Below are 25306 nucleotides of genomic sequence, written 5' to 3'. Positions count from 1 at the left end.
TGCGGCCTCGCCTCGGATGCGGTGAACGTACTGCAAGGCAGGACCCCCACCGTCTTCCGCCCGCCGTACGGCGCGGTCAACGGCACGGTCCGCGGCGCCACCTCGCTCTCCCCCGTGCTGTGGACCCTGGACACGGAGGACTGGAAGTACCCCGACGCCGCGAAGGTCGCCCAGGTGGTCACCGACAAGGTGAAGCGCAACGACGTCGTCCTCATGCACGACATCCACGCCACGTCGGTCGCCGCCGTCCCGCAGATCCTGCGCACCCTCACCGCGCGTGGCTACCACTTCGTCACCGTCAGCCACCTGCGCGCCACCATGTGAGCGATGCGCAACGCGCGCCGGGGGCGGCTACAGGCGCCTGGTGGGGCTGCCGTAGTCGGTGACCCGCCCTCTGAACAGCGGAGGCCCTGCCTCTGGCCGGAGTTCGACCAGAGGCAGGGACCCGTGCTCTGCGGGGTCAGCCCGTCTCCTGCGGGGCGGCGGCGACGTCTGGTTCTGTGGCCGGCAGGAGCCGGGAGGGGGCCACGGTGAATCCGACCGCGGCCCCGCCTCCCGATCGTGTTCTCGCGAAGACGGTCCCGCCGTGCGCCTCCGCCACGTCACGGACGATGGCCAGGCCGAGCCCGGACCCGGGCAGGCCGTGGGCGGTGTCGGTCCGGTGGAAACGGTCGAACACCCGCTCCGCGTCCGCCGCGTCGATGCCCGGCCCCCGGTCCGAGACGGTGATCGCGCCTCGGCGGATGTGCACCTCGATGGGATCCTCGCCGTCGCCGTCGAACTTGGCGGCGTTCTCCAGCAGGTTGCTCACGGCCCGATCCAGTGCCTGGCGACGGCCGCGGACCACGCGGTCGTCGGCGTCGAGCAGGACGATCCGGCCGGTGCGCCGGTGCAGGCGCTGTGCGGCCCGGCCGGCCACCTCGGCCAGTTCCACGGGCTCCTCGGCTTCGTCGCGGCTCCGGGAGAGGGCCAGCCCGACCAGCTCGTCGACCAGGTGACCGAGTTCGCGCGTCTCGTCCTCGACGTCGTCGAGGAGTCGGTCACGGTCGTCCGGGGAGAGCTCGGTGACGTAGCGCAGCACGCTCGCGTTGGTGCTCAGGCTGGTCAGCGGGTTGCGGACCTCGTGGGCGGCGTCCTGCACCAGCCTCTCCCGCGCGGCGCGGGAGGCGGCGAGCCTGCGGAGCATCGTGTTGAAGGACGCCGAGAGCCGGGCGACTTCGTCGCGGCCGTCCACCGGGACCTCGCGGTCGGCGTGGTCGTCGGCACTGATCTCCTCGGCGGCCCCGGCGAGCCGCACCAGCGGCCGGGTGATGCGCCGCGCGAGCAGCCAGCCCGCGCCCGCCGCGGCCAGCACGACCGCGAGGACGGCTCCCGCGATCTCCTGGGCGATGCCGACCAGCACGTCACGTGTCGGCTCCAGGGGGATGGCCGCCTGCAGGGCCCCCCGCCCCTCACCCAGGGCGATGGTGAGCTGGCAGTAGGTGTCGCCGCCCACCTCGATCATGGTGGCCTCCTCCTGTCCGGCGGCTCCGGAGGCGGCGAGGGCCCGTCCGGTGTCGGACACCGGCAGCGCCACGTCCGGGCCGCCCAGATGCGTGGTCGTGCCGTCGGTGGCCACCGCCCGCACGATCGCCGGCTGCTCCGCCTCGTCGCCCGTGCCGGGGTGGCCGTCCGAGTCCCGGGTGCCCGCGTCGGGGAGGGCCTGTGTCGTGTCCTGTTCCTCGGCCACGGCCAGCGCGACCAGTCGGACCGTCCGGTTGGCCCCGTCGACGACACGGTCGGAGGCGGCGCGGAAGCTCAGTACACCGACGAGTACCGCCACCAGGGCTCCGACGGCGGTGAAGGCGAGGGTGAAACGCGGACGCAGGCTCATGGCCGCCGCACTCCGTAGCCCACGGCACGCACCGTGTGGATCAGGTCGGGCGCGCCGGCGTCGGTGAGTTTGCGCCGCAGATAGCCGACGTAGCACGCCAGATTGTTCGTGTGCGGCCCGCAGTCGTAGCCCCATATCCGGCTGGAGATCGTCGAGTGGGCCAGCACGATCCCGTCGTTGCGCACCATCAGCTCCAGCAGGTCGAACTCGGTCTTCGACAGGTGCAGTTCCTCGTCGGCCCACCAGGCGCGGCGGGCGTCCGGGTCGATGCGCAGGGAGGCGAACCACAGCAGGCCGTCGGCCGGTTCTTCCCTCTGGGCCCGCGACGAGAGCGCGGCCCTGCGCTGCAGCGCGCGCAGGCGTGCCAGCAGTTCGGGAACCCTGAAGGGTTTGGGCAGGTAGTCGTCGGCGCCCGCGTCCAGGCCCGCGACCCGGTCCGCCGTGTCACCGCGCGCGGTGAGCATCAGTACCGGGGTCCGGTCACCGTCGGCGCGCAGCACCCGGCACACGGCCACGCCGTCGACGTACGGCATCAGCACGTCGACCACGAGGACGTCGAACGACTCCCGGCGGGCTCGGGTCAGCGCCTCGACCCCGTCCGCGGCGGTGACGACCTCATACCCCTGCAGTTTCAGCGCCCGTGCGAGGGACTCGCGGACCGCACGATCGTCGTCGGCGATGAGGACACGGTTCGGCACCCCCACATGATGGCCCAGAACCGTCCGTCGTCCAGCGGCCGGTGCCCCTGGAAACCAAGTCCCCCTCGGGCCGTCGCGGACGCTTCCGACTGCGGCCGGCGTGATGTCGGACTTTACCCAATTCCCAAACTGCTCCCATGGGGGTCCTATGCGGTTCGATCACGATGGGGGTCCCCTCCCCGCACCACTCCAGGAGCGCCATGTCCACCGTCACCCATTCCCCCACGGCCTCCGGCCCCGTCGGCTCCCCGGCGCACGGATGGCCGCCGCGCGGAGGACGGCGGAGGCGGGCACTCGTGCACCGCGCCATCGCCCTCGCCACGTGCGTCGGTCTCGGCGTCGCCGGCTGTGGCTCCGACGACTCCTCGTCCTCCTCCTCGTCGGAGACGTCGTCGAGCCGGAGCTCGTCCGCGACGGCGGGCACGGGTGCCGGAAAGGCGAACACCGCCGAGGTCGTGACCGCCGCCGAGGCGTTCCTCACGACGCTCTCCGACGACCAGAAGGAGACCGTCCAGTACGACTTCGACGACGAGGCCAAGGCCAAGGGCTGGTCGAACTTCCCGACCTCGTTCGTGGAGCGCAACGGCATCGAGTTCGCCGACCTCGACGACGACCAGAAGGCCGCGGCGCTCAAGGTCATGGAGGCCGCCCTCAGCGAGCAGGGCTACAAGGAGCTGGAGGAGATCCGTATCGCGGACGCCTACCTCGGCGAGGTCGGGGCGTCCGGCAGCGGGGGCGGGCCCGGCGGGGGCGACGACTACAGCGCGGACAAGTACTTCCTGGCCCTCTTCGGCGAGCCCAGCGAGACCGAACAGTTCATGGTCCAGTTCGGCGGGCACCACGCGGCGTACAACCTCACGTATTACAAGGACGACGTCAGCCTCTCCCCCACGCTGACCGCGATCGAGCCGTCCGAGTTCGAGACGGACGGCACGTCGTACGCCCCTCTCCAGGACAAGCGGGACACCACCATCGCGGCCATCGGATCGCTCGGCGACGGCGAACTGGAGAAGGCCGAGATCGACGGCAGTTTCGACGACCTGCTGCTCGGCCCCGGCAACGACGGCCCGTTCCCCGACCCCGAGGGCGTCGTGGTCGGCGATCTCACCGAGAAGCAGCAGGACAAGGTCACGGCGATGATCCGTACCTGGGTGGACGACCTGGACGAGGAGGCCGCGGAGGCGCTCGTCGCCAAGTACGTCTCCGAGTACGACGAGACCTATCTGGGCTGGAGCGGCGCGACGGCCATCGACAACAAGGAGACGTACGTACGGGTCGACGGCCCGTCGGTCTGGATCGAGTTCTCCAACCAGGGCGGCATCGTGGTCCAGGGGGTCCACCAGCACACGATCTTCCGCGACCAGACCGCCGACTACGGCTGGAACTGACCCGAGCGAGGGATCCTCACCGTGCCCCGCCTCCTGCCCGCGCGTACACCGGCTGCGCGCCTGCTGCCGGTGTTCCTGCTCGCGGCACTCATGCTGGTCGGCGGCCTCGCGTCGCCGGCCGGCGCCCACCCGATGAGCACCTCCGCCGTCCTCCTGGACGTCCGCGACGACCGGGTCGAGGGGGAGGTGCAGCTGCCCGTCGACCGCCTGGCCGTCGCCGTGGACAGGGACCTCACCCGGGCGAGCGTGCTCGGTGCCGACCGGGCGTTCCTCAAGCGCTACACCGCCGAGCACGTCGCGGCCGTCGGTGCGGACGACCGGCCCTGGACCGTCACGCTCGGCAGCGGGTCGGTCCGCACGATCGACGGGGTCGCGCACCTCGTCTATCCGCTCGGACTCCGCCCGCCCGACGGCCGGGTCACCACCTTCCGTCTGCGCTACGACGTCATCGTCGAGGAACTGCTGACCCACAAGGTCGTCGTCACCGTCCGGTACGACTTCGACCGCGGCATCCTGAAGACCGACGACGCCGAGACCCTCGGGGTCGTCGACTTCGACACCCAGAGCCTCGACGTCCCCGCGGGCGAGGGTTCATGGCTACGGGGCTTCGCCACCACCGCCGGCCTGGGCATCGAGCACGTGGGCGAGGGCGCAGACCACCTGCTGTTCCTGCTCATGCTGCTCATCCCGGCACCCCTGGTGGCCACAGGGGGCCGATGGCACGCGGCCCCGTCGGCGCGCCGCTGCATCGTCCGTGTGGTCCACGTCGTCACGGCGTTCGCCCTCGGCCACTCGCTCACCCTGGCGCTGGCGGCCACCGGGGTGATCGACCTGCCGACCCGCCCGGTCGAGACCCTGATCGCCCTCTCGATCGCGGTGTCCGCGGTCCATGCCCTACGCCCCCTGGTGGCTCGCGGCGAGGTGGTCGTCGCAGCCGGTTTCGGTCTCGTGCACGGCCTGGCGTTCGCCTCCCTCATCGGCGACCTCGGCCTCGGCCGCGGCTCGCTCGTGACCACGCTGCTGGGCTTCAACCTCGGCATCGAGCTGACCCAACTCCTCGTCGTCGCCCTGATGATGCCCTCCCTGATCCTCCTGGCCCGCACCGCCCTCTACCCCGCGTTCCGCATCGGGGTGGCCCTGACCGGCCTGCTGTTCTCGGTCTCCTGGACGCTCGAACGCGCCGCCCTGACCTCGTCCGACCCCTTCGAAGGCATCCAGACATGGCTGGTCGGGCACCCGCTGCTCGTCGCCGTGGCGGTCGCGGCACTGGCCGTCGTCGCCCGGCACACCGCACCACAGGCGCCCTCCGACGGCGGTGGAACGCTGGGAGCCGGAGCCCACTGACACGGCTGCCGTGCCGCTGGGATGGCGTCATGGCAGCCCGGGACGACCCCCTACGTGGGCGCCTTCCCCCGGCCGACCGCCTCCGATCTGGCGGAGCGGTACGGCCTGGAGAAGTCCACCGTCAGCCGTCGGCTGTCCCAGCTGGAAGAAGGGTTCACACCCGGGTACGAGGCACCGGGGCGCGGGCGTACCGGTTCGGACGAGGGCGGTGTCGGGCGTCCCCGTCGGTGAGCCGGTCGCCGCACCGGGCGCGGGTCAGGCGGACATGCCCGGGGTGATCAGCCCGGACTCGTAGGCCAGGACGACGAGTTGGGCCCGGTCGCGGGCACCGAGCTTGGCGAGCGTCCGGGTCATGTGGGTCTTGACGGTCTGTTCGGCCACCACCAGCGTCGCGGCGATCTCCGCGTTCGACAGGCCCCGCGCGACCAGCAGCAGAACCTCCGTCTCCCGTGGTGTGAGACCGTTCAGCCGCAGGCGTTTCCGGTGGCTGACGGCGGGGCGACGCCGGGCGACGTCCTCGATGAGGCGACGGGTGACGGACGGGGCGAGCAGCGCGTCACCGGCGGCGATCACCCGTACCGCCTGGATCAGTTCGGCGACCGGCGCGTCCTTGAGCAGGAAGCCGCTCACCCCGGCCTGGAGCGCCTCGTAGACGTAGTCGTCGAGGTCGAAGGTGGTCAGCATGAGCACCTTGGGCCGGTGCACCACGCCTGGCGGCGGATCGAGCAGCCGCCGAGCGGCCTCCAGCCCGTCCATCTCCGGCATCCGTACGTCCATCAGCACCACGTCGGGATGGGTGCCGCGACTGACCTCGATGCCGAGTCTGCCGTTGGCGGCCTCCCCCACGACGTCGATGTCGCTCTGCATCGACAGCACCGCGGCGAACCCCGAACGCACCATGTCCTGGTCGTCCACGACGACCACCCGGATCACCATGCCCGTCTCTCCTGTCCCGGTCGTCCGGCGAACCCGTGCGACCCGGCCGGACCGGGCTCCACTCTGTCCTCGCGGCAGGGACCACCGCCTCGGCCGAACGGCCATGGGCAACCGGCCCGGACCGGAGAATCCTGGGCCGAACGGCGGATGCCGGGATGTCCTTCCCGGCCTCGGGGCGTACCACCGTGCCCGCCTATCCACGTGTGGCCGGGCCGGAACCCGTCGAGCGCCGGGGCGGCCCCGTCGCTCCGAACGGCCGTGTCTCCCCGGCCGCCCCCGCCTGTGAGCAGGCGCGCCGAGCCCGACGCCCACGCCGCCCGTCGCGGCGTCTCCTCCACCGTTCGGGCGAGACATCCGCCACTGTTGTCCCTGATCAGCGTCGCTGAGGCGAACCTTCGCCCGTCGGAGCGAGCGCTCGGTTCGGATGCTTGTCCAGTGTGCAACGGGCGGTCACTGGCCGCGTGTCCTTCGGCTCCAAAACCGTGTGCGAGCCACCCGGAGGCGCCTTCATCCTCCGGGCATGGATCTTCGCGAAGAACTTCCGAGCGACAGACAGGCCGTGCGGGATGTTCACCTGCAGGCGTTCGGTGACTATGGCCTTGTCGTGGCCGACCTGGTCGATACCCTGCGGGACACCATCACACCCGAGGACGGTCTCTCGCTGGTCCCCGAGCACGACAGGCAGGTCGTCGGCCATGTCATGTTCACCCGGAGTCTTCTCGATGCCCCTCGCCGGCTGGTTGAAGTGCAGGTCCTCGCCTGACCGTCTCGCGGCGGCTTCGGCCGCCGCCCAGCCCACACCCTCCGCAGGCATCCCTTGGAGTTGATTCTCTAGAAGGTCAGGTTCCAGGCGTCGATCTTGCCTGTGTCGGAGGCGGCGTTGTCGTTGACGCGCAGCTTCCAGGTGCCGTTCGCGACCTCCGAGGAGGCGTTCACCGTGTAGGTCTGGGCGATGTTGTCGGCGCTGCCTCCGGCGTGGTTGTGCAGCGTGTAGACGGTGCCGTCCGGCGCCACCAGGTCGACCTTCAGGTCACCGATGTAGGTGTGCTTGATGTCCACACCCACCTTGAGGGTGGCCGGGGCGTTGCCGGTCACGCCGGTGACGGCGATCGGGCTCTCCACGGTCGCGTTGTCGTTGACGGCGAAGTCCGCGAGGTTCTCGAAGTACTTGCCGGGCGGCGGGGTGGTCCCGACGGCCTTGAGGGCGTCGACCTGTCCTTCGCCGAAGAACGAGTTGTTGGCCGTCGTGCCCGTGCAGCGGCTGTCCGAGGGGCAGGTGACGTCGTTGGCCTGGGCGGCCAGCTTGGCGCGGATCTGCGCCGGGGTGATGCCCGGGTCGGCGCCGGCGATGAGTGCCGCCACGCCGGCCACGTGCGGGGTGGCCATCGAGGTGCCGCTCTTGCTGCCGTAGCCGCCGCCGGGGACGGTGGAGTACACGTTGCTGCCCGGCGCCGCGACGTCGATGACGCCCTGCCCGTAGTTGGAGAACGAGGCCTTGGTGACGCCCGTGCCGTTGGCCGCGACCGTGACCACGCCCGGCAGCTCGGTCGGGATGTCGAGGCAGGCGTTGGTGATGGTGCGGGTGACCGGCGTCGAGTCGTTCGGGCTCGCGGAGTCGGTCGTCTTGTGGGCGAGGTCGTAGTTCTCGTTGCCCGCGGCGGCGATCTGGAGGGAGCCCTTGCTCTCGGCGTACTCCTGGGCGCGCTTGACGCCCTCGATGATGGCGGCCTGGTCGATGTTGTCCGGGCAGTTGAACTGCCACGGGTCCGTGTAATAGCTGTTATTGGTGACCTTGAAGCCGTGGTCACCGGCCCAGACGAAGCCGCAGATGGTGTTCTCGGCGAAGAAGAAGGAGTTGCCCGGCTCGGCGACCCGGACCGCGGAGATCTTCACCCCGGGGGCCACGCCGACGACGCCCTTGCCGTTCTTGGCCGCGGCGACGGTGCCCGCTACGTGGGTGCCGTGCGTGTCGACGTCCCGCCAGGCGCCGGCACGGGTGTCGGGCTTGCCGTAGGCGCAGGAGACCGAGTCGGCCGCGTTGAAGTTGGGCGCCAGATCCTGGTGCTGGTCGTCCACACCGGTGTCCAGGATGCCGACCGTGACGGAGGCGGAACCCGGGTTCACGGCCCAGGCCTGGTCGGCCTTGATCTGGCTCATGTCGGCCCGGACCGGTTCTCCGGCCGGGGTCGAGGCCTGAGCCGGATTGGCCGGGAGCGCCGGGTTGTAGGCGTCGGCCGGGACGTCCGAGGTGCGCGTGGCGCCGACCTGCTGCACGCCGGCGACACCGCGCATCGTGGCGGCGAATCCGCTGGACGCCGAGTGGGCGACGATCACGCCGATGGCGTCGAAGTTCGAGAAGACGGTGCCGCCGCCTGCCGCGATCGCGGAGCGGACCGCCGAACTGTCACCGGGGGCGGTGATCACGAGGTAGGCACGCGTGCCGGCCACCCAGGTCGCACTCTGGGAAGCCGGCACGGCGGCCGGAACGTGGGCCTTGGCGGCCGGCGAGGTGGAGGGGGCGACGGGGAGCGTGCCCGCGAGGGCGCTCGGGGCGCCGAACGCGAGGGCGGCGCCGAGCGTGGCCGCCAGCACCAGCGTGCGTCTAGGGCGGCTGGATATGTGGGGTATCAAAGCGTCCTCCGGAGACGGCCCGGCCATGCTGAGGGCACCGGCCGGGCCGTACGAAACGAGTGGTGGATGCAACATGTCAGACGGGTCCTCCTGCACGGAAGTACCTTTCCGTGCGGGGACGTTATAGGGGCATGGCTGAAAAGAGACGTACTCCGGGCATCGGAGGGGTCGGGATCCACCGGGAGCTCGGCGACGTCGACCGCGCCCTTGCGTACGCCGCCGGCCTGGTGCCGGCCGTGCCTGCCCGCACCAGGGCGCTGTCACGTTGTTGGGAGGGTGGGAGGGCAGGAGTCGTGGCCGTCAGGGTTGTGCCTGGGGTGGTACTCGTTGGGGTTCTCGGACGACTCCGCACCCCCCGAGTCGGACCGGACGTCGCCGTCCGTCCAACCGCCGGAAACACGCGCGGTAGTAGCTACGCCCAGGGCAGTGTCCGCCGATACCCGCGAGGGCGGACACGTTGCCCATACGGGCACCCCATCGTGCCCCTGCACCTCTCACCCGCGACCGCCGCACCGGGTATGTAGGGGGAAGCACCGTCGAACTGCCAGCCCAACGAGCGGAAGTCCATGCACGCGCGAGAGCCGATGAAGAACGACAAGCAGCCGCAGCGCCCTGCCAAGAGCTCGGCCGTGCGGCCGGGAGGGCGGGGGCCCGATGCGCTTGTCGAGCTGCAGCGCACCGCCGGCAACGCCGCCGTCGTCCGTATGCTCCAGCAGAGCCGGCACCAGCACGGCGCGGGCTGCGGCCACCCACAGCCCACGGCGGAGCCGGTGCAGCGCTCTGCCGTGCACGACGTGTTGCGCGCGCCGGGCAATCCGCTGGACGCACCGCTGCGGCAGGAGATGGAGTCCCGTCTCGGCGCCGACTTCTCCGACGTCCGCCTGCACACCGACTCCGCGGCCCGCGCCTCCGCCGCCGAGGTGGGTGCCCGGGCCTACACCTCCGGCAGCCATGTCGTCATCGGCGACGGCGGCGGCGACAAGCACACCCTCGCCCATGAGCTGACGCATGTCATCCAACAGCGCCAGGGTCCGGTGGCCGGTACGGACAACGGGTCGGGGCTGAGTGTCTCCGACCCCGGCGACCGCTTCGAGCGTGAGGCCGAGGCCAACGCGGTCCGGGTGATGAGGCGGACGCCTGAGCAGATCGACCAAGGCCCGCCAGGTGCCCCCGTACAGCGGGAAGCCGACGTCACGGCCCGGGGCGCGGCGCGCGGCGCCGACACGACGGCCCTTCAGCGCTTTTCCGACGTCGCGACCGTGGAGTTGGGGCCGACACGGGTCTCGGAGAACGGCTTGTATCTCATGACCGTGACTCCTGGGACGGACACCACGGTCATCTGGGTCGCGGATGGTGCCCCAGCGCCCCGGCACTGCACGCCGACCGGGCAGAGCGGGGAGATCGCGGGGCGCGTGTACGCGGAGTACGAGCCGTCGACGGCCTTCCTCGCGGACTGTGCCCACACCGCCGAGGAGATCATGCACCAGCAGCGGCTGGCCCTGGGGCAGGACGCCAGCGAATTCGCCCTGGGGGGAAACCAGTTCGGCTTGGGCGACAGGGAGAACGCGGAGGGCGCCATGGCCTACGCGCACGCCAGGCCGGGTGGCCCCCAGGCGAACGGCGAGGAACGGCCGAACGCGGGCCAGGCGTTCGCCATCGTGGAGACCGCGTGGCACGGGGATTACGAGCGGCCCGCCAACACCAGCGGGTGGCCCTACCACGTGGCGGCCGTGGTGGCCGTGGACGGCGACGACCGCATCACCGTGGAGCAGGCCGCGGACGGCAACGACGCGAAGGCCCGCCAGGGGTACGAGGGCATCGTCGACATGTATACGTCGGGCACGGATCCGACCAACGGGCAGGCGCTGCCGCGCAGCTTCCACGGGCGCAACACCGGCGGCACGGTGCAGCACTTCTCGGTCGGCGCGGTCACCGTCATCCTCCAGCCGATCAACGTGGGCGGCCTCAAGAAGGAGACCGGCCGCCGGAAGCTCAAGTGACCCGGGCCGACCCGGCCTGGCACGCGCTGACCCGAACACTGCCCCTGAGACATCGCTTCTCCTGGCGCCTGTCCGCCGTCAACGTTGTCCTGTCATTGCGGTGTGACCTCGCCGTCGAATCACTTCCGTTCGAATTCTGAGCTGGGCAAACGCGCACCGGAAGGTCGTCTGCGGGATCGATGTGTGACGACGGGCCGGCGGAGGTGACCGTGCCCGAGATCCGGGCCGGTGGGAACATGGAAGTAGCCCCAGGGCCGGAGCCCCGGGGAGCATGCCGTATGCGAACCCGGCCTGGCGAGAACCGCGGGAGAGCCGCTCAGCGGACCCTGATGAAGACCACGTCATAGCCGCTGTTCGTGGAACGGGACTTGACGTAGACGCCGTCGCCGCCGCCGTTGGGGTTGCTGGTGTTGCCCTCGACGGTGGTGAAGGACGACCCTCCGGGCACCGTGCGCACGATGCCTATGTGCGCGTTGCCGCCGGTGAAGTCGCTGCCTCCGTTCCAGTCGAAGGCCACGATGTCACCCGGCTGCGGGTTGGTGGTCACCGACAGGTGGTAGTTGCCGGCCCGGGCCTGCTTGACCCAGCCCGAGACATAGGAGTTGCGGTAGGAGCTGGCACCGGTCTGCTTGGCCACCCAGCTCACGAAGGCCGCACACCAGGCGTAGTTGCTGGTGGACAGCGAAAGTCCCACGGAAGCGCCGTAGCTGTTGGCGCGGGCGCTGCCCTCGACCGTGTCGGCCTCGGCCGCGGCCACGTCGAGGATCTTGGCGTAGCCGCCGCCGGGCGGGGGAGACGACGGCGGGGTGACGGCACCGTACAGCGCGGCCTTGGTGTTGGGTCCCACGTGGCCGTCGACCGACAGGCCCTTCTCGGCCTGGAAGTCCCGGACGGCGCTGTTGGTGAGTGAACCGAAGTCGCCGTCGACGGCGAGATCGGCACCGTGGTGGTTGAGCAGGCTCTGCAACTCGGTGACACAGCCGCTGTGTTGCCCTTGCACAATCTCGTTCGGGCAGGAGGCGGAGTTCAGGTTGATCGGCGCGGGGGCGCCGTTGCCGCCGCCACCGCCGATGTTCGCGTACAGGGCGGCCTTGGTTTTCGGACCGACCTGACCGTCGGCGGAAAGGCCGCTCGCGGACTGGAACGCCTTCACAGCCGCCAGGGTCTGTGGGCCGAAGCTGCCGTCGACGTCGACGCTGTGGCCCTTGCCGTTCAGCAGGGACTGCAGCGTGGCGACGCAACCGCCGCTCTGTCCCTCCACGACGTTCTCCGGGCAGGACGCCGACCTCAGGTCCAGGCCGGTCGACGGCGCTTCGTCGGTGTCGTACAGCTCCCGCTTGGTGTTCGTGCCGACCTGGCCGTCGGCCGTGAGGCCGTGGGCGGACTGGAAGCTGCGGACGGCACCGGCCGTCCCGGCGCCGAAGTCGCCGTCCACGTCGACCGTGTAGCCGTGGCGGATGAGCAGCCGCTGGAGTTCGGTGACGCAACCGCCCTTGGTGCCCTGGACGATGTTCGCGGGGCAGGAGGAGGAATTGAGGTTGACGGGGGCGGGCGCGCTGCCGCCGGTCGCGTACAGCTTGCTCTTGGTGGCGGGGCCCACCCGGCCGTCCACGGCGATGGCGGTGGCGGCCTGGTACTCACGGACCGCGTACAGCGTGGCCGAGCCGAACTGGCCGTCCACCACCAGACCGGCGCCGTGCGCGTTGAGCAGGTTCTGCAACTCCGTGACGCAGCCGCTGGTCTGGCCCTGAACGATCTCGGCGGGGCAGGACGCGGAGGTCAGCCTGATCGGGGCGAGAGCCGCCGACGCGGGGCCGGCCCCGAGCATGATGCCGGCCGAGACCATGGCGGCGGTGACTGCGAAGGTCCCGATGCGGATGCGCCACCCTGTCGCGGTGCGGCGGATGTCGCGATGCGGTGAGCTTTCGTCTTCGGCGGGGGCGAGGGGGGTGAGTCTTCCCATGGCGGCGAGGTTCTCCTTCGGTCGATGTTGAGAGGGCGGCGTACGCATCGTCGGGCGACGGGCCGTCGTGCTTGTCTGCCTGGAGAGGTGCGGCGCTCGTCCGCCAGGAGGACTCCGGAGCGCGTTCGCTCGGGGAAGTCCGGTGCGCGTCCGCTTCGAGGACCGCGCGGCGCGATGACGGCGGCGGCCTGGCGGTCGAGGGGTCGATGCGACGACCAACCCCGCCTCTCGGCCCGGCCGTTGTCGGCCAGTCGTGAGCAGCCCTGCCCGGTGGGGGGAGCGGGTACACGCAGCAGCGGCCCGTCCTTGCCGGTCAAGGACGGGCCGCGGTCGCTCATGCAACGGTCGGACCGGTTACGCAGAGACCGTGCCGGTCGGAACGGTCGGAACGGTCGGAACGGTCGCCCAGAGGCCATACCGGCCGGACCGCTTGCGCGGGCCGGACCGGTGACCGGTGACCGGTCAATGTGACGGGTCAGGCGGCGAAGCGCTTGAACGCCGCCCGGGTGCCCGAACCGGCGATGCCGTCGATGGCGCCCGTGTAGCCGTAGGAGTCCTTCAGCAGACGCTGCAGCGCCTTGATGGTGTTGGGGCCGGGGTCGCCGTCGATGGCGTCCGTGTAGCCCCAGTACGTCGCGAGGCAGCGTTGGAAGGCCTTCCAGCTGTTGGTGCCGAGCTGGCCGTCGATGCCGCCCGTGTAGCCCCAGTGGTCCGCGAGGAACCTCTGGACGTTCCTGGCCTCGGCAGCGGTCAGACCGAAGTTCTGCGTCGCGGCCACGGCGGCGGGTTGTGCGACCGCCGCCGTCTGCGCGGTGGTCGCGGTCGCCGCGAAGCTGGTGCCCGCCGTCGCCACACTGCCGGCGGCGAGGCCGGCTATGGCGACGAGGCCGGCGATGGTCCTGCCCAGAGCGTTCGGTCGCATGCGTTCCTCTTTCGGTTGTGGGGTGTGCACCCGATCCCGCCCGGCGGGACAGGTGGCGTGACAAAGGTGCAGGGCGCCCGGGACCGGTGGCCACAGCTGCGGCACAGATGGCGGTCTTACGGGACGAGCACCCGCCTGACCTGCGGCGACAGTCTCCGACGGGGCGGCACCGTGGGACGTCATGTGGGACACCTGTGACAGATGTGGCGGGCTCGTGCAGAATGCGCAGCAGCGGAGCAGGCCGCTGTTCACGCTGATGACCGCATGAGGGGAAGACATGCCGCGCGCCAAAGCGCTGCCCGCCGAACTCGATCCCACTGCTCGTCAGTTGGCGACGCGTTTACGCCGGCTCAAGGACCACAGTGAGCTGACGATGCGGCATCTCGCGGCCAAGACCGGCTACAGCGCCAAGTCGTGGGAGCGGTATCTGGGAGGTACGTCCCTGCCGCCCCGTGCGGCGGTGGAGGCACTGGCCCGGATCACCGGCGCCGACCCGGTCCCCCTGCTCGCGCTGCACGAGATAGCCGCCGACACCTGGGAAAGCCGCCGCACGAAACCCGTCGAACAGTCTCTGGCGACGACGCGGAACAACACAGCGGAAGAGGAACAGGAGCAGCCGGAGAGGCCGACGGGACCGCGTCCCGCACCACCGGCCCCATCGACGGCGCCGCCGACACCGCCCGCGACCGGACCGGCTCCCGCCCGCTTTCCGCATATGGCCCTCACGGCGGGCCTCGCCGCCCTGTCCGTGTCGCTCTTGGCGGCGCTGCTGCTCGTGCTGCGCCTCGACGAGGACGGCGCCCCGGCGGCCGTCCCCGCCGCGTCCCCCACCACCATGGCCTCGGCGCCGCCTTCCTACACCTGCCGCATCACCCGCGTCGACGACCGCTGGTCGGCCGGCATCAACGACGGCCGCGACACCGAGATCGTCTACGGTGCCACCGGCACCGATGTCGCCGAGGCGCAGTGCCTGCTCCGCCGGGCAGGCATCTCACCGGGCGGGATCGACGGCATGTTCGGCCCGCTGACGCTGCGGGCGGTCAAGACCTTCCAGGAGCGAGCGGGCCTGGTCGTCGACGGCATGCTGGGACCGCGCTCCTGGAAGGCGTTGCGCGGATGACAGGGAGTGCACCTTCACCGCCGGGCGCCCGACTGGCCGTCGTACTGCAGCAGTTGAAGCAGCGCACGGGTCTGAGCCTGGCGCAGCTCGCGAACGCGACCACCTTCAGCAAGTCGTCCTGGCAGCGTTATCTCAACGGCAAGAGCCTGCCGCCCCGCAGCGCGGTCAAAGAGCTGTGCCGTCTGGCGGGCGAACCCGCCGACCACCCGTTGGCCCTCCTGGACATCGCCAGGACGGACCGGACGGAAGACAGCGAGCCTGCAGAGAAGCAACCGGCTCGGCAGAACACCGGCACCCAGAAAGACACGCCGGCCCCGGCCCCGACCACCGCCCCACCCGACACCAGCCTGAGTGAGGCAGTCGAGGGCGACCCTGGCCCGGCCCGTACAAGCCCGCCCGGCACTGGCAACAGCGAGCCGGCCCCGACCCGCGTCGCTCCGACTGCCGCCGGCCCGACCACACACCGGCGCGCAACCATCCTCACCGCCCTCGCGTCGCTGTGCGCCGTGGCACTGGGAACCCTCGTGCTCGTCCACCTCCCCCCGTCGCACGGCAACGAGGCGGCACCGTCCCCCACGCCCCCTACCGCCACCGGGCCGCTCTGTCGGCACACCGCATGCCAGAACAAGGACCCGATCACGACGCGATGTGGCGCCGACCCGGAGACGCTCGCCGAGCACGAGACCGCCACGGGAGCCTGGATCCAGATCCGCTACAGCCAGGAATGCGGGACGAGTTGGGTCCGGATGTGGGGAGCTGCCGTGGACGACCGCGTCGAGATCCGGGCGGGCCGGAACGGCTTCCTCGACGGCGCCCGCGTCAGCAACCGCAGCGAGGCGGACACCTATGTCCACACCCTCATGAGCGTGATCAGCCCTGGGACACCGGTGCAATCCTGCTTCACCCCCGCGGCGGGCGGCGCGAAAGAATGCTTCAGGGCGCCCACCGACCGGACCAGCACCCCTGGTAGGGCTCGGTCAGGTCCGTAGGGGCGTGGGGATGTCGCGGTGGCAGGTGGGCAGGCGCCGGTCCAAAGGGCGAGGAGTGTCTGTAGCTCGCGGACGACCTGGTAGAGGCTCAGGCCGGCGCCGCGTCCACATGGCGATGCGCCTACCAGTGAGCCGATGGACTCCAGATGTCAACAACGCGTGCGGCGGGAGCCGCTGCCAAGGACAGAAGGACGGTCACACGCGGGGGGGGCGGGCGCCGCAGGCCGCGCAGGCGGCCCCCGCTAGGAGACGGCCAGGCGTCGGAACCTGCTGTTGTGGAACACCAGGGGGTCTCTGTCGGGTTCGGCCCGCAGACCCTGGATCTCCAGCAGGACGATCGTGTGGTCGCCGCCGGGGAGTTCGGCGTGCAGTGTGCAGTTCAGCCAGAGGCTGGCGCCGCGGATGTACACACCGCCGCCCTCGTCGGCGTCCCAGTCGACTCCCGCGAACCGGTCGCCCCCCTTGCCGGCCAGCGACCGGCAGATCTCGTCCTGTCCCTGGGCGAGCACGCTCACACCCACGTGGCTTCGCCGTCGCAGTTTCGGCCAGGTCGTGGAGGTGTCCTGCACGCAGACCGATATCAGGGCGGGTGACAGGGAGACCGGGGTGAAGGTGCTCGCGGCCATACCCACCGGGGCGCCGGAGTCGAGTGCGCACACGGCTGTCACCCCGGACGGGAAGCAGCCGAACGCCTGGCGCAGCAGGGCAGGGTTGGTCGGTGTCGCGTGGAGAGGGCTCATCGGAGGCCACCCTTCCGGTGTCGGTGTGTGCGGTGCGGCCGGGCTTCGGCGCGGATCGCGGGGATGCGCGGGACGGGGGTCGGGGTCGGTGGCGTAGGCATCGCTTCCTCGGAGGGGTGCGAGAGGGGAGTGAGCGGGGTGTCAGTTCTGGCCCGACAGGACCGCGCCGAGCTGCCGCATGGCACCCGTGTTGCCGACCACGTGCTGGGAGACGCAGCGGACATCGCGCCAGCGGCGCTGGAGCGGACTGCCGCTGTACAGGCCCGCGCTGCCCGAGAGGGTCATGATCTCGTTGAGGATCCGGATGCCCTCGTGGTGGATGTGCTGGGTGGTGCCCTTGTAGCTGAACCACTCGACCGGGGTGGGCGCCTCTCCCCCGAGGGCACGGTCCATGACGATGCGTCCGGTCTGCTCCGACAGGGCCGCCAGCGCCCCCGCCCGCAGCCGCAGCTCGGCGAACTTCTCCTGGAACACCGGGTCCTCACCGAGGAGGGCCCTCGGGTTGAACGCCGGCCGCTTGGTGGCGGCGAGTTCGGCGAGATCGTCGAGCGCACCGTCGAGGGCGCCGAGGATGACGGCGTCGTGCGAGGCCCCGGTGGGTGAGTAGGGCAGGTCGTAAAGGGGAGCGGGGATGTTGTTGTCGCCGAACATCGGTCCCGTGTGACGCTCGGGCACGAAGACGTCGTCCATCGTGAAGTCCGTGCTCTGCGTGGCACGCAGGCCGACCGCGTCCCAGGTGTCGAGGAAGGTGACCTGCTCGGGCCGGAACAGCGCGACCCGCATGTCCGGACGGCCGTCCGGCAGCGGCGGCGCCCCTTCGACCAGGAAGCCTCCGAGCATCCAGTCCGGGGTGAAGGGGCCGCTCGCCAGCGGCCATCGACCACTGATCCGGTACCCGCCCTTCACCGGCGTCGCCAGCCCCTTCGGAGCCACCGCCCCTCGGAGCATCAGATCCGCGCCGCTGCCGAACACCTCGTTCTCCAGCGTCTCCCGGGGCAGCGACCGTACGAAGAACCACGCCATCGACGCGGCCTGGACGGTCCAGCCGGTCGAGCCGTCGGCTCGGGCGAGCTCCCGCACCACCCGGGCTCCTTCCAGCAGCCCGTACTGTTCGCCGCCCCACACCCGGGGCAGGGCCATCCGGAACACACCGGCTTCGCGCAGAGCGGCGACGATCTCCGCCGGAACCGCCCGGGCGTCCTCTCCCTCGGCCGAGCGTGCGGCGATCTCGGGAAGGAGGGCGCGGACGCGGTCGAGCACGCCGTCCCCCATTCCTCGGTCCGTGGGTCGGGTGGGGTCAAGAAGCATGGCCATGAAGGTCTCCTCGTCGGGCACGCGGGAGCTTGCTCGTAAAACGAGCCTTTTCCACAGGTGAACTGCGCATTAGGATGACATCCTCGTTACGGCCAGGAAAAGCAGAACTTTCCGATAAGGCTTATTGAGGGTTCCCATGGCAGTAGGAGAGAAATGACAGCAAGTTTTTCCCTCCGGCAGTTGGAATACTTCGTCGCTGTGGCGGACACCGGCTCCATGAGCGCGGCGGCGGTACGGTGCCATGCCTCCCAGGCCAGCATCTCCACAGCGATCGCCGACCTCGAACGCCGCCTCGGCGTGCAGTTGTTGATACGACGTCGGGCGAAAGGGGTCTCTCTCACCGAGGCGGGCAGCCGGATCCTCGGACGCGCCCGGGCGATGTTGGCTCAGGCCGACGAGATAACAGCCGGCGCCCAGGCCGAGGAAGGCCGACTGGCAGGCCGCCTGAAAATCGGCTGCTACACGGCCCTGACACCTTTCCTGATCCCGCTCCTGGTGGACGGATTCACGCGGCTTCACCCTGCGGTCGACCTGGAACTGATCGAGGGTCAGCAGGACGAAATGAGACAGGCTTTGGTACAGGGCTCATGCGATGTCGCTTTGCTGTACGCATTCGGTGACGAGGCCGGCCTGTCCTGTACGACGCTCCGCGCAAACCGTCCGTACGTCATCGTGGCCGCCGGCCACCCTCTGGCGGGGCGGGAGTCCGTCTCACTCGCCGAACTGGCCGACGAGCCACTGATCATCTACGCTCAGCCGCCCGCCCAACAGAACGCCGACCGCTGGTTCTCCCTCGCCGGAGCACGGCCGAACATCCGGTACCGGACCTCGAGCATCGAGGCCGTCCGCAGCATGGTCGCCCGCGGTCTCGGCTTCGCCACCCTGATTCAGACCTGGCCGACCGATACCAGCATCGAAGGGCTCCCCCTGGCATCCGTACCGCTCAGCGACCCGCTGGACCATGTCGAGCTCGTGGTCGCCCACGCCTCGCACGTCATCCCCACCCATCGGGCCCGCGCGTTCCTCCAGTACGCCGAGAAGACGCTCGCCGGCCCCGGCGGACCGGACACCAGCGACTGACGCCTGTCGGCTCGGCCGTCCGGCGAACGGCGGCAGCCCCACGGGTCGTCGACGCCGTGGGGCTTTCATCCGCACGCGCGGGGAGCGCGGAGCCGGCTCCGGCCCGGGACCACTCCGCCCCGTCAGCCGTCGCGCTCCGCGCCGACGAGGACGAAGGCCATGGTGGCCGGCTGGTCGCCGCGATTGCGCCAGCCGTGCCGGGTGCCGTTCTGGATCACGATGTCCCCTGCCGAGAGGGGGGTGCAGCGGCCGTCGTCGAGTTCGAGCACGAGGTCGCCCTGGAGCACGATGCCGTAGTCGACGGTCGGCGTGGTGTGCATGCCGTCGGGCTCCATGAGGTCCGCGATGCCGGGCGAGTCCGCCCGCTGTTCCCGGTCGAAGGCGACGGGATCGAACGCCGGGTCGGACATCGCGGTGTCCGGTGGGAAGGTCAGGACGATGAAGCGGGTGCCGCCGGGCGCCGGGAGGAGGCTGGTGACCTTGGGTGTGGGGTCCTCGCCGGCCCGGCTGACCTGCTCGCCGGGTTCGGTGGCCCACGGCAGGCGGGACACCCAGCCCGGCAGACTGCTGAACTCCCGGCTGCGCGGGATGGGGCCGTCGCTGACGACGACCGACCTGCCGTTCTCGTCATGGCCGGTGACGACTCTGCGCATGCATCTCTCCTCGGTCGTGTCTGGCGGGTCCGTCGTGTCTGGCGTGTCCGTCGGGTCCGTCGTGTCTGGCGTATCTGGCGTATCTGTCAGGTCCATCGGGCCTGTCGGGTCCGTCGTGTCTGTCAGGTCCGTCGGGTCTGTCAGGTCCGTCGGGTCCGTCGGGTCCGTCGTGTCTGGCGTATCTGTCAGGTCCATCGGGTCTGTTCGGTCCGTCGGGTCCATCAGGTCCGACGGGTCCGGCGGGTCCGGCGGGTCCGGCGGGTCCGGCGGGTCCATCAGGTCCATCAGGTCCATCAGGTCCATCAGGTCCATCAGGTCCGACGGGTCCGACGGATCCGACGGGTCCGACGGGTCCGACGGGTCCGGCGGGTCCGGCGGGTCCGGCCGGGTCCATCAGGTCCGACGGGTCCGACGGGTCCGACGGATCCGACGGATGCAAGGTCGCCGACGCATCGGTTCGTCAGTCGGGGCGGTCGCCGCCGGGCTCGGTCGGGGTGGCTTCGAGCGCGGCCGCCCAGGAGTCCAGGACGTCCGTCATGGTCGGGACGGGGACCCTCAGCAGGGCCGATGCCACCGTGCGCACGAACAGCCGGTGCCCGTCGTCCGTGAGGTACTCCGCCGGGGACTTGCCGTCCACCCGCGCGAGCAGCAGCGCCGGCAGCAGTGCCGCACCCCGCGCCTCGAGGTCCGGCCGGGGCTCCCAGTCGACGCGCCGGACGTACTCCTCGACCAGGACCCGCGCGGAGCCGAGGAGATCGGCTCGGTGCCCGGGTACCACCAGGCTCTTGAGGAGCAGATGGTTGACGCAGAAGGCCAGGTCGAAGGCCGGGTCCCCGTACCAGGCGCACTCGGCGTCCAGCAGCACGGGCCCGGCCGGGCCGACGAGGATGTTCTTGGGGCTGACGTCGCCGTGCACCAGGGCCAGGTGGGTCGTGGCCGTGCGGTGGGCGAGGCCCCGGAGGACGTCGCCCAGATCGGGGTGCGCCGCCGCGGTGGCCAGCAGGTACGGCTCGATGCGCAGCGCGTGGAAGTTGTCGTCGGTGGCGAACTCCGCGGCGAGGGTGACATCGCCCGCGCTCGCCGCGTGCAGGGTGCCGAGCAGTTCTCCGACGGCCGCGGCGGTCGCCACCTCCACCTGGCCGTCGAACAGCTGTGCCTTCCACACCGGGTACCGCTCGGGGGGCAGGAACGCCATCGCGAAGAGGCCGGCCTCGGCGTCGTGGGCCAGCAGCTCCGGCACGCTGTCCGGCCGGTGCCGGGACGCGAACCGCATCCACGCCCATTCGTACGCGTTGCGCGACACCGGTGCCTGCCAGTCGGCGGCGACCCGCAGCCGGGCCAGGGCCCGCTTGACGCACAGGGAGCGTCCCGGCAGGTCCACCCGCCACAGGTCGGACGAGACACCGCCGGCCAGCGGCGTCCACCGTGCGGGTTCGCCGGGCCCGGCGAGCCCGTGGGTGAGCAGGAAGTCGGTGAGCGAGGTGTCCGGCACCGGGTCCGGGCTCACCGGCGCGGAGGGCGACGTCATCGCCGGTCACCCGACCCTCCGGGCAGACCGCGGGGGCTGTTGCGGGCGTGGGCCGGTTCCTCGCCCGCCAGGATCCGTACGACCTCCTCGGCCGCTCGGCGGCGCAGCTCCGTGACCGAGGCGTCGGAGGAGAAGGCGACGTGCGGGGTGAGCAGCGCGCCCGGCTGCGCCAGCAGTCCGTCGGGGACGTGCGGCTCGCTCTCCAGCACGTCGAAGGCGGCTCCGTCCAGGTGCCCGCTGTCGAGCGCCTTGATCACCGCGTCGGTGTCCACCAGGCCGCCCCGGCTGACGTTGACCAGCAGGCCGCCCCGCCGCATCAGCGCCAGCTGCCCGGCTCCGATGATGTGGTGCGTGTCCGGGGTGAGCGGCACATGGAGGATCACCACGTCGCTGCGGCGCAGCAGCTCCTCCAGGCCCACCATCTCCACGCCCGGGGTGTCCTTGGGCGGGTGCGGGTCGTGGGCCAGGATCCGGCAGCCGAACGCGCCGAGCCGGCCGGCGGTGGCGCGTCCGATGCGTCCGTATCCGACGACGCCGCAGGTCAGCGTCGACAGCCGACGCAGCCGGGCACTGGCGGGGTCCCAACGGCCCGCACGGACGTCCCGGTCGAACACGGCCAGGCCCCGCGTCCAGGCCAGCACCATGCCGACGGCGTGGTCCGCGACCTCCTCGACGCAGTAGTCGGGCACGTTGGTGACCCAGACGCCCCGGTCGGTGGCCGCCTCCACGGCGATGTTGTCGAGGCCGACGCCGAGCCTGGCCACGATCCGCAGGTCCGGCGAGGTGCCGATCGCGGTGGCGGAGACGGGCGCCCAGCAGGTCAGGATGCCGGCGGGCCGGTGCTCGGCCACCAGTTCCTCGATGGCTTCGGCGGTGGCGGGTTCGGCGGGGCCGGTCACCAGGGTGTGGCCCGCCGCCTCGATGACGGATCGCTCGACGGAGTCGTCGGGCCAGGCGTAGTCGGTGAGCAGCACGGTGCCGGGGCGGCTCGATGGGTTCATGGCAGGTCGTCCTCGCAGAGTCGTGCGGCCGCGGCGGACGGTCGGGCGTCACGCCCGGTCGCGTCCGGTGAGCGGGTTTGATCGCCACCCGTAAGGGCCGGCCGACAGCTTGTCCGATGGGCCGTCGGTCGCCCTGGGTGGGCCGGAGGGGGTCACTGGGCTCGTCGGCGCCCGCCGACTTGTGGTCGGGGCGGGCGCCGCAGTACGCCCCTGGATCGGATCGCGGGATACCAGGGCACGTCGCATCACTTTGTCACAGCCACGTGGTGCTAACGATAGCATTCGGGACCTTCGACGCGTCAAGGGTGCGGCGTACACCCGATCGTCGCCATCCCACCGCGGGGCCTGTCGCAGTGCCGAGGAACCCCGCCGCCTCGGGGAAAGCCAGAAGCGCCGAAGAAAACCCGCGTACACGTCTTGACGCGCCCCCCACTTGCCTTCATGGTTTCAGCCAGCGCCGACCGTGTGACCGACAAGTGTCCGCACGAAGTCCGGCTGTCGAAGACGCCATAGCCACGGACGTCCCGACGGGCGATAAACGGCTGAATTCCGCATGCGGTGTCCGACCGCGCGGCAGCCCGTCGCCCCATTCCGCCAGTCGACGACCGCACAGCCGTCGCCGACGCGAGTCCGGGTTCAGCCCACCGCTTCATCCCTCGCCCGTACGGCCCCGTACCGGCGATGGCTCCGCCACGGTCCGCCCGTGGCCCCTTCCTCTTCAGGAGCCGCTATGACACACGCAGCGCAAGTCGACACCACCGCAGTGCCCGTCGGCGAAACACAGGAAAGCAACCGGCCCTCTCTTTCCCGCCCCATGATCGGTGTGGGCTTCCTGCTGATCGTCCTCTCGTACATGGTCAACGCGATGGACCGCCAGGTCTTTCCTCCCCTGCTGCCGAACATCCGGGAGGAGTACGGGTTCTCCCTGGAGCAGGGCGGGCTGCTGGCGACGAACTTCACCCTCGGCATGGCCCTCGCCGGCCTGCCCGCCGGCTACCTGCTCGACCGCTTCCGCCGCAAGACCGTGCTGCTGGTCAGCATCGTGATCTACTCCCTGGGCACGATGGCGACGCCGCTGGCGACCGGTTTCGCCGACATGAGCCTGTACCGGATCGTCTCGGGCTTCGGTGAGGGCATGCAGTCCGCCGCCATCTTCGCGGCGATCGGCGCCTTCTTCGCCCAGCGACGTGGCCTCGCCTTCGGTGTCATCGGCGTGGGCTACTCGGTCGGTGTGTTCATCGCGCCGCTGATCGGTGTCGGGCTGATGAGCATGCACGGCACCTGGCACTCGCCGTTCTACCTGTTCGGAGCGGCCGGGCTGCTGATCGCCGCCGTCTCCCTGTTCCTCGTGCGGACCGGCCTGACCGAGCACTCCGTCGAGAAGGTCGCCTCGACCGGGACCTACGAGTACATGCCGGCCTCCGCCTACAACCGCAACACGGTCGCACTGGCCGTCCACGCGGTCATCAGCGGTGTGGCCCTCTACGGATTCCTCGGCCTCTACCCGACCTTCCTCATCACCTCGCTGCACTACTCCCCCGGGCAGGCCGCGCTGGCCATGAGCCTTCTCGGCTTCGGCGGCATGACGGCCGTGTTCGGCGGCTGGCTCGGCGACCGCGTCAACCAGCGCAACCTGCTGATGATCAGCCTGCTGGCCGTCTCCGCCATCAGCGTGTGCATCTACACGACCCACGCCACGGTGGGGGTGCAGTGCCTGTTCGCCTTCCTCATGGGCGCCTTCGGGCTGGGCTTCATCTACCCCAACACCAACAGCGCGATACAGCGGGCCGTCCGCCCCGGCCAGATCGGTCGAGCCTCCGGTCTCTTCGTCACCAGCTACTACGGACCGGCGGCGTTCTCGGGTCTGCTCTTCGCCGGCCTGGTGGACTCCTTCGGCTGGAGCCGGGCCGGGCTGCTGCAGGTCACGGCCCTGCCGCTGCTGGGCGTGGTCGCCCTGGCCTTCGTCCGCACCTCGCGGTTCAACAACGCGGCCCGCTAGCGACCGCCCCACCGCACACCCGTCACCGTGTTGCCCCGGGCGCAGGCCCGGGGCAACACGGTGACGTGGCATCAGCAGGGCGTGGTGGCACACCGCCGACATTCCACAGGGGCCTGCCCACCGCTCGGCGGTGGGCAGGCCCCTGTGTGTGGTCGCCCGACGGGCGGGTGACGTCAGAGGCTCTCGGCCACCACAGGGTTGCGCAGCACGCCGATGCCCTCGATCTCCACCTCGACCACGTCTCCGGGACGGATCGGCCCGACGCCGGACGGTGTGCCGGTCATGATCGCGTCTCCGGGCAGCAGCGTCAGGTAGCGGCTGAGGTAACCGATGATGTCGGGAACGGCGAGCAGCAGGTCGGCCGTGCTCGCCGACTGCATGACGGCGCCGTTCACACGGGTCGTCAGCGACAGCGCCGAGGGGTCGAGTTCGGTCTCGATGACCGGCCCGAGGGGAGCGAAGGTGTCCTGCCCCTTCCCGATCAGAAGCGTGCCGAAGGCGCTCTCCCTGCGCTGGACGACGCGGTCGCTGACGTCATTGCCACACGTATAGCCGAGGATGTACTCGTGGGCCTCGGAGGGCTTCACATGACGGGCCTCCTTTCCGATGACGACGACCAACTCGCCTTCGAAATGGACCAGTTCACCGTCCGCCGGATAGACGATGGCGTCATCCGGACCCACCACCGCCGTACTGGGCTTCATAAAGCACACCGGAACTTCCGGAACCGCGCGATCGGTCTCGTCGATGTGTGAGGCGTAGTTGTAGGCGAATCCGAAGATCCGGGGCCGTTCGAGCGGCGCGAGAATGACCACGTCGCCGATTTCGTCGACGTCCCCGGTGGGGGACAGTCCGGTGAAGGGATTTCCCTCGCATCTCGCGATCCCGGCTTCACCGGATACGAGTTCTCCGTAGTGACGCACGCCGCCGACGGCATACCTGACGATCCGCACGGAAACCTCCGCAACTAGGCAGCCGAACACGACTGCATGACCCATCCAGCAATGCTAACGTTAGCACGCACGGAACGATCATTCCCGCGCCCCTCCCTCTCGACTGCGGAGAGCGACCCAAGCGCTATCGTTGGCACACGGAAAGTGACGGCACGGGATCAGTCACCTCAAGGG

At 70.7% G+C, this 25306-nt stretch carries 22 protein-coding genes; 10 read left to right on the top strand and 12 right to left on the bottom strand.

The window, feature by feature from the left end; translation table 11 throughout:
- Nucleotides 1–21 precede the first annotated feature (21 nt).
- Complete coding sequence (locus tag OG272_RS38970) at nucleotides 22–324, top strand: hypothetical protein (RefSeq protein WP_327727162.1); 303 nt, start codon at nucleotides 22–24, stop codon at nucleotides 322–324.
- 136 nt (nucleotides 325–460) lie between these two features.
- Here OG272_RS38970 and OG272_RS38965 read toward each other — a convergent pair whose 3' ends face one another.
- Both OG272_RS38965 and OG272_RS38960 read right to left on the bottom strand, forming a co-directional pair.
- A complete protein-coding gene (locus OG272_RS38965) occupies nucleotides 461–1873 on the bottom strand; it encodes a HAMP domain-containing sensor histidine kinase (protein ID WP_327727163.1) in 1413 nt (470 codons plus the stop codon).
- Complete coding sequence (locus tag OG272_RS38960) at nucleotides 1870–2571, bottom strand: response regulator transcription factor (protein WP_327727164.1); 702 nt, start codon at nucleotides 2569–2571, stop codon at nucleotides 1870–1872. The genes OG272_RS38965 and OG272_RS38960 overlap by 4 nt, the downstream gene beginning before the upstream one ends.
- 200 nt (nucleotides 2572–2771) lie before the next feature.
- Here OG272_RS38960 and OG272_RS38955 point away from each other — a divergent pair, with 200 nt between their 5' ends.
- Genes OG272_RS38955 through OG272_RS38945 form a run of 3 tightly spaced genes read left to right on the top strand, consistent with a single transcriptional unit; the run spans nucleotide 2772 to nucleotide 5534 of the window.
- Nucleotides 2772–3959 carry a DUF3500 domain-containing protein gene (locus OG272_RS38955; protein ID WP_405895631.1) on the top strand — a complete coding sequence of 396 codons (1188 nt, stop codon included), beginning with the start codon at nucleotides 2772–2774 and terminating at the stop codon, nucleotides 3957–3959.
- A 21-nt stretch (nucleotides 3960–3980) separates the two neighbouring features.
- Nucleotides 3981–5303 (top strand): HupE/UreJ family protein, encoded by a 1323-nt coding sequence (locus tag OG272_RS38950; protein ID WP_327727167.1) that lies wholly within the window; start codon nucleotides 3981–3983, stop codon nucleotides 5301–5303.
- A 21-nt stretch (nucleotides 5304–5324) separates the two neighbouring features.
- Nucleotides 5325–5534 (top strand): winged helix-turn-helix domain-containing protein, encoded by a 210-nt coding sequence (locus OG272_RS38945; protein ID WP_327727168.1) that lies wholly within the window; start codon nucleotides 5325–5327, stop codon nucleotides 5532–5534.
- A 24-nt stretch (nucleotides 5535–5558) separates the two neighbouring features.
- Here the strand turns inward: OG272_RS38945 and OG272_RS38940 are convergent, their stop codons facing one another.
- Nucleotides 5559–6239 (bottom strand): response regulator transcription factor, encoded by a 681-nt coding sequence (locus OG272_RS38940; RefSeq protein ID WP_327727169.1) that lies wholly within the window; start codon nucleotides 6237–6239, stop codon nucleotides 5559–5561.
- A 520-nt stretch (nucleotides 6240–6759) separates the two neighbouring features.
- Here OG272_RS38940 and OG272_RS38935 point away from each other — a divergent pair.
- Nucleotides 6760–7002 carry a hypothetical protein gene (locus tag OG272_RS38935; RefSeq protein ID WP_326575242.1) on the top strand — a complete coding sequence of 81 codons (243 nt, stop codon included), beginning with the start codon at nucleotides 6760–6762 and terminating at the stop codon, nucleotides 7000–7002.
- 68 nt (nucleotides 7003–7070) lie between these two features.
- Here OG272_RS38935 and OG272_RS38930 read toward each other — a convergent pair whose 3' ends face one another.
- The gene (locus tag OG272_RS38930; protein WP_405895630.1) at nucleotides 7071–8831 is read right to left on the bottom strand and encodes a S8 family peptidase; all 1761 of its coding nucleotides are present in this window, start codon (nucleotides 8829–8831) and stop codon (nucleotides 7071–7073) included.
- 605 nt (nucleotides 8832–9436) lie between these two features.
- Between OG272_RS38930 and OG272_RS38925 the strand changes: the two genes are divergently transcribed.
- Nucleotides 9437–10870, top strand: a complete 1434-nt coding sequence (locus tag OG272_RS38925; RefSeq protein ID WP_327727171.1) for a DUF4157 domain-containing protein — start codon at nucleotides 9437–9439, stop codon at nucleotides 10868–10870.
- A gap of 316 nt (nucleotides 10871–11186) precedes the next feature.
- Here OG272_RS38925 and OG272_RS38920 read toward each other — a convergent pair whose 3' ends face one another.
- Nucleotides 11187–12833: a peptidoglycan-binding protein gene (locus OG272_RS38920; protein ID WP_405895629.1), complete on the bottom strand. Its 1647-nt coding sequence runs from the start codon at nucleotides 12831–12833 to the stop codon at nucleotides 11187–11189.
- A gap of 475 nt (nucleotides 12834–13308) precedes the next feature.
- A complete protein-coding gene (locus OG272_RS38915) occupies nucleotides 13309–13755 on the bottom strand; it encodes a peptidoglycan-binding domain-containing protein (protein WP_326575250.1) in 447 nt (148 codons plus the stop codon).
- Between the two features lie 277 nt (nucleotides 13756–14032).
- Here OG272_RS38915 and OG272_RS38910 point away from each other — a divergent pair, with 277 nt between their 5' ends.
- Both OG272_RS38910 and OG272_RS38905 read left to right on the top strand, forming a co-directional pair.
- Nucleotides 14033–14875: a peptidoglycan-binding protein gene (locus tag OG272_RS38910; protein ID WP_327727173.1), complete on the top strand. Its 843-nt coding sequence runs from the start codon at nucleotides 14033–14035 to the stop codon at nucleotides 14873–14875.
- Nucleotides 14872–15864, top strand: a complete 993-nt coding sequence (locus OG272_RS38905) for a helix-turn-helix domain-containing protein (protein WP_327727174.1) — start codon at nucleotides 14872–14874, stop codon at nucleotides 15862–15864. The genes OG272_RS38910 and OG272_RS38905 overlap by 4 nt, the downstream gene beginning before the upstream one ends.
- Nucleotides 15865–16106: 242 nt before the next feature.
- On the opposite strand, the gene OG272_RS38900 is transcribed toward OG272_RS38905, so the two are convergent.
- Both OG272_RS38900 and OG272_RS38895 read right to left on the bottom strand, forming a co-directional pair.
- Entirely contained in the window at nucleotides 16107–16604 is a 498-nt protein-coding gene (locus OG272_RS38900) for a flavin reductase family protein (protein ID WP_405895628.1), read from the bottom strand.
- Nucleotides 16605–16745: 141 nt separating this feature from the next.
- On the bottom strand, nucleotides 16746–17918 hold the full coding sequence (locus OG272_RS38895) for an acyl-CoA dehydrogenase family protein (protein ID WP_326575258.1): 1173 nt from the start codon (nucleotides 17916–17918) through the stop codon (nucleotides 16746–16748).
- A gap of 153 nt (nucleotides 17919–18071) precedes the next feature.
- Between OG272_RS38895 and OG272_RS38890 the strand changes: the two genes are divergently transcribed.
- Nucleotides 18072–18998, top strand: coding sequence for a LysR family transcriptional regulator (locus tag OG272_RS38890; protein ID WP_328224286.1), 927 nt, complete (start codon nucleotides 18072–18074; stop codon nucleotides 18996–18998).
- 122 nt (nucleotides 18999–19120) lie between these two features.
- On the opposite strand, the gene OG272_RS38885 is transcribed toward OG272_RS38890, so the two are convergent.
- From OG272_RS38885 to OG272_RS38875, 3 genes are all read right to left on the bottom strand, one after another.
- Nucleotides 19121–19651 (bottom strand): cupin domain-containing protein, encoded by a 531-nt coding sequence (locus OG272_RS38885; protein WP_327727177.1) that lies wholly within the window; start codon nucleotides 19649–19651, stop codon nucleotides 19121–19123.
- A gap of 460 nt (nucleotides 19652–20111) precedes the next feature.
- Entirely contained in the window at nucleotides 20112–21179 is a 1068-nt protein-coding gene (locus OG272_RS38880) for an aminoglycoside phosphotransferase family protein (RefSeq protein WP_327727178.1), read from the bottom strand.
- Nucleotides 21176–22180 carry a C-terminal binding protein gene (locus OG272_RS38875; RefSeq protein ID WP_327727179.1) on the bottom strand — a complete coding sequence of 335 codons (1005 nt, stop codon included), beginning with the start codon at nucleotides 22178–22180 and terminating at the stop codon, nucleotides 21176–21178. Before OG272_RS38875 ends, OG272_RS38880 begins: the two co-directional genes overlap by 4 nt.
- 730 nt (nucleotides 22181–22910) lie before the next feature.
- Between OG272_RS38875 and OG272_RS38870 the strand changes: the two genes are divergently transcribed.
- Complete coding sequence (locus OG272_RS38870) at nucleotides 22911–24179, top strand: MFS transporter (protein ID WP_405895627.1); 1269 nt, start codon at nucleotides 22911–22913, stop codon at nucleotides 24177–24179.
- A gap of 173 nt (nucleotides 24180–24352) precedes the next feature.
- On the opposite strand, the gene OG272_RS38865 is transcribed toward OG272_RS38870, so the two are convergent.
- Nucleotides 24353–25177 (bottom strand): fumarylacetoacetate hydrolase family protein, encoded by an 825-nt coding sequence (locus OG272_RS38865; protein ID WP_327750210.1) that lies wholly within the window; start codon nucleotides 25175–25177, stop codon nucleotides 24353–24355.
- Nucleotides 25178–25306 lie beyond the last annotated feature (129 nt).

It is taken from the genome of Streptomyces sp. NBC_00104 (genome assembly GCF_045160825.1).
In the GTDB taxonomy this organism is placed as follows: Bacteria; Actinomycetota; Actinomycetes; order Streptomycetales; family Streptomycetaceae; genus Streptomyces.
Note: the sequence above shows the minus strand (reverse complement) of the source record. Positions and strands in the feature narration are given on the sequence as shown.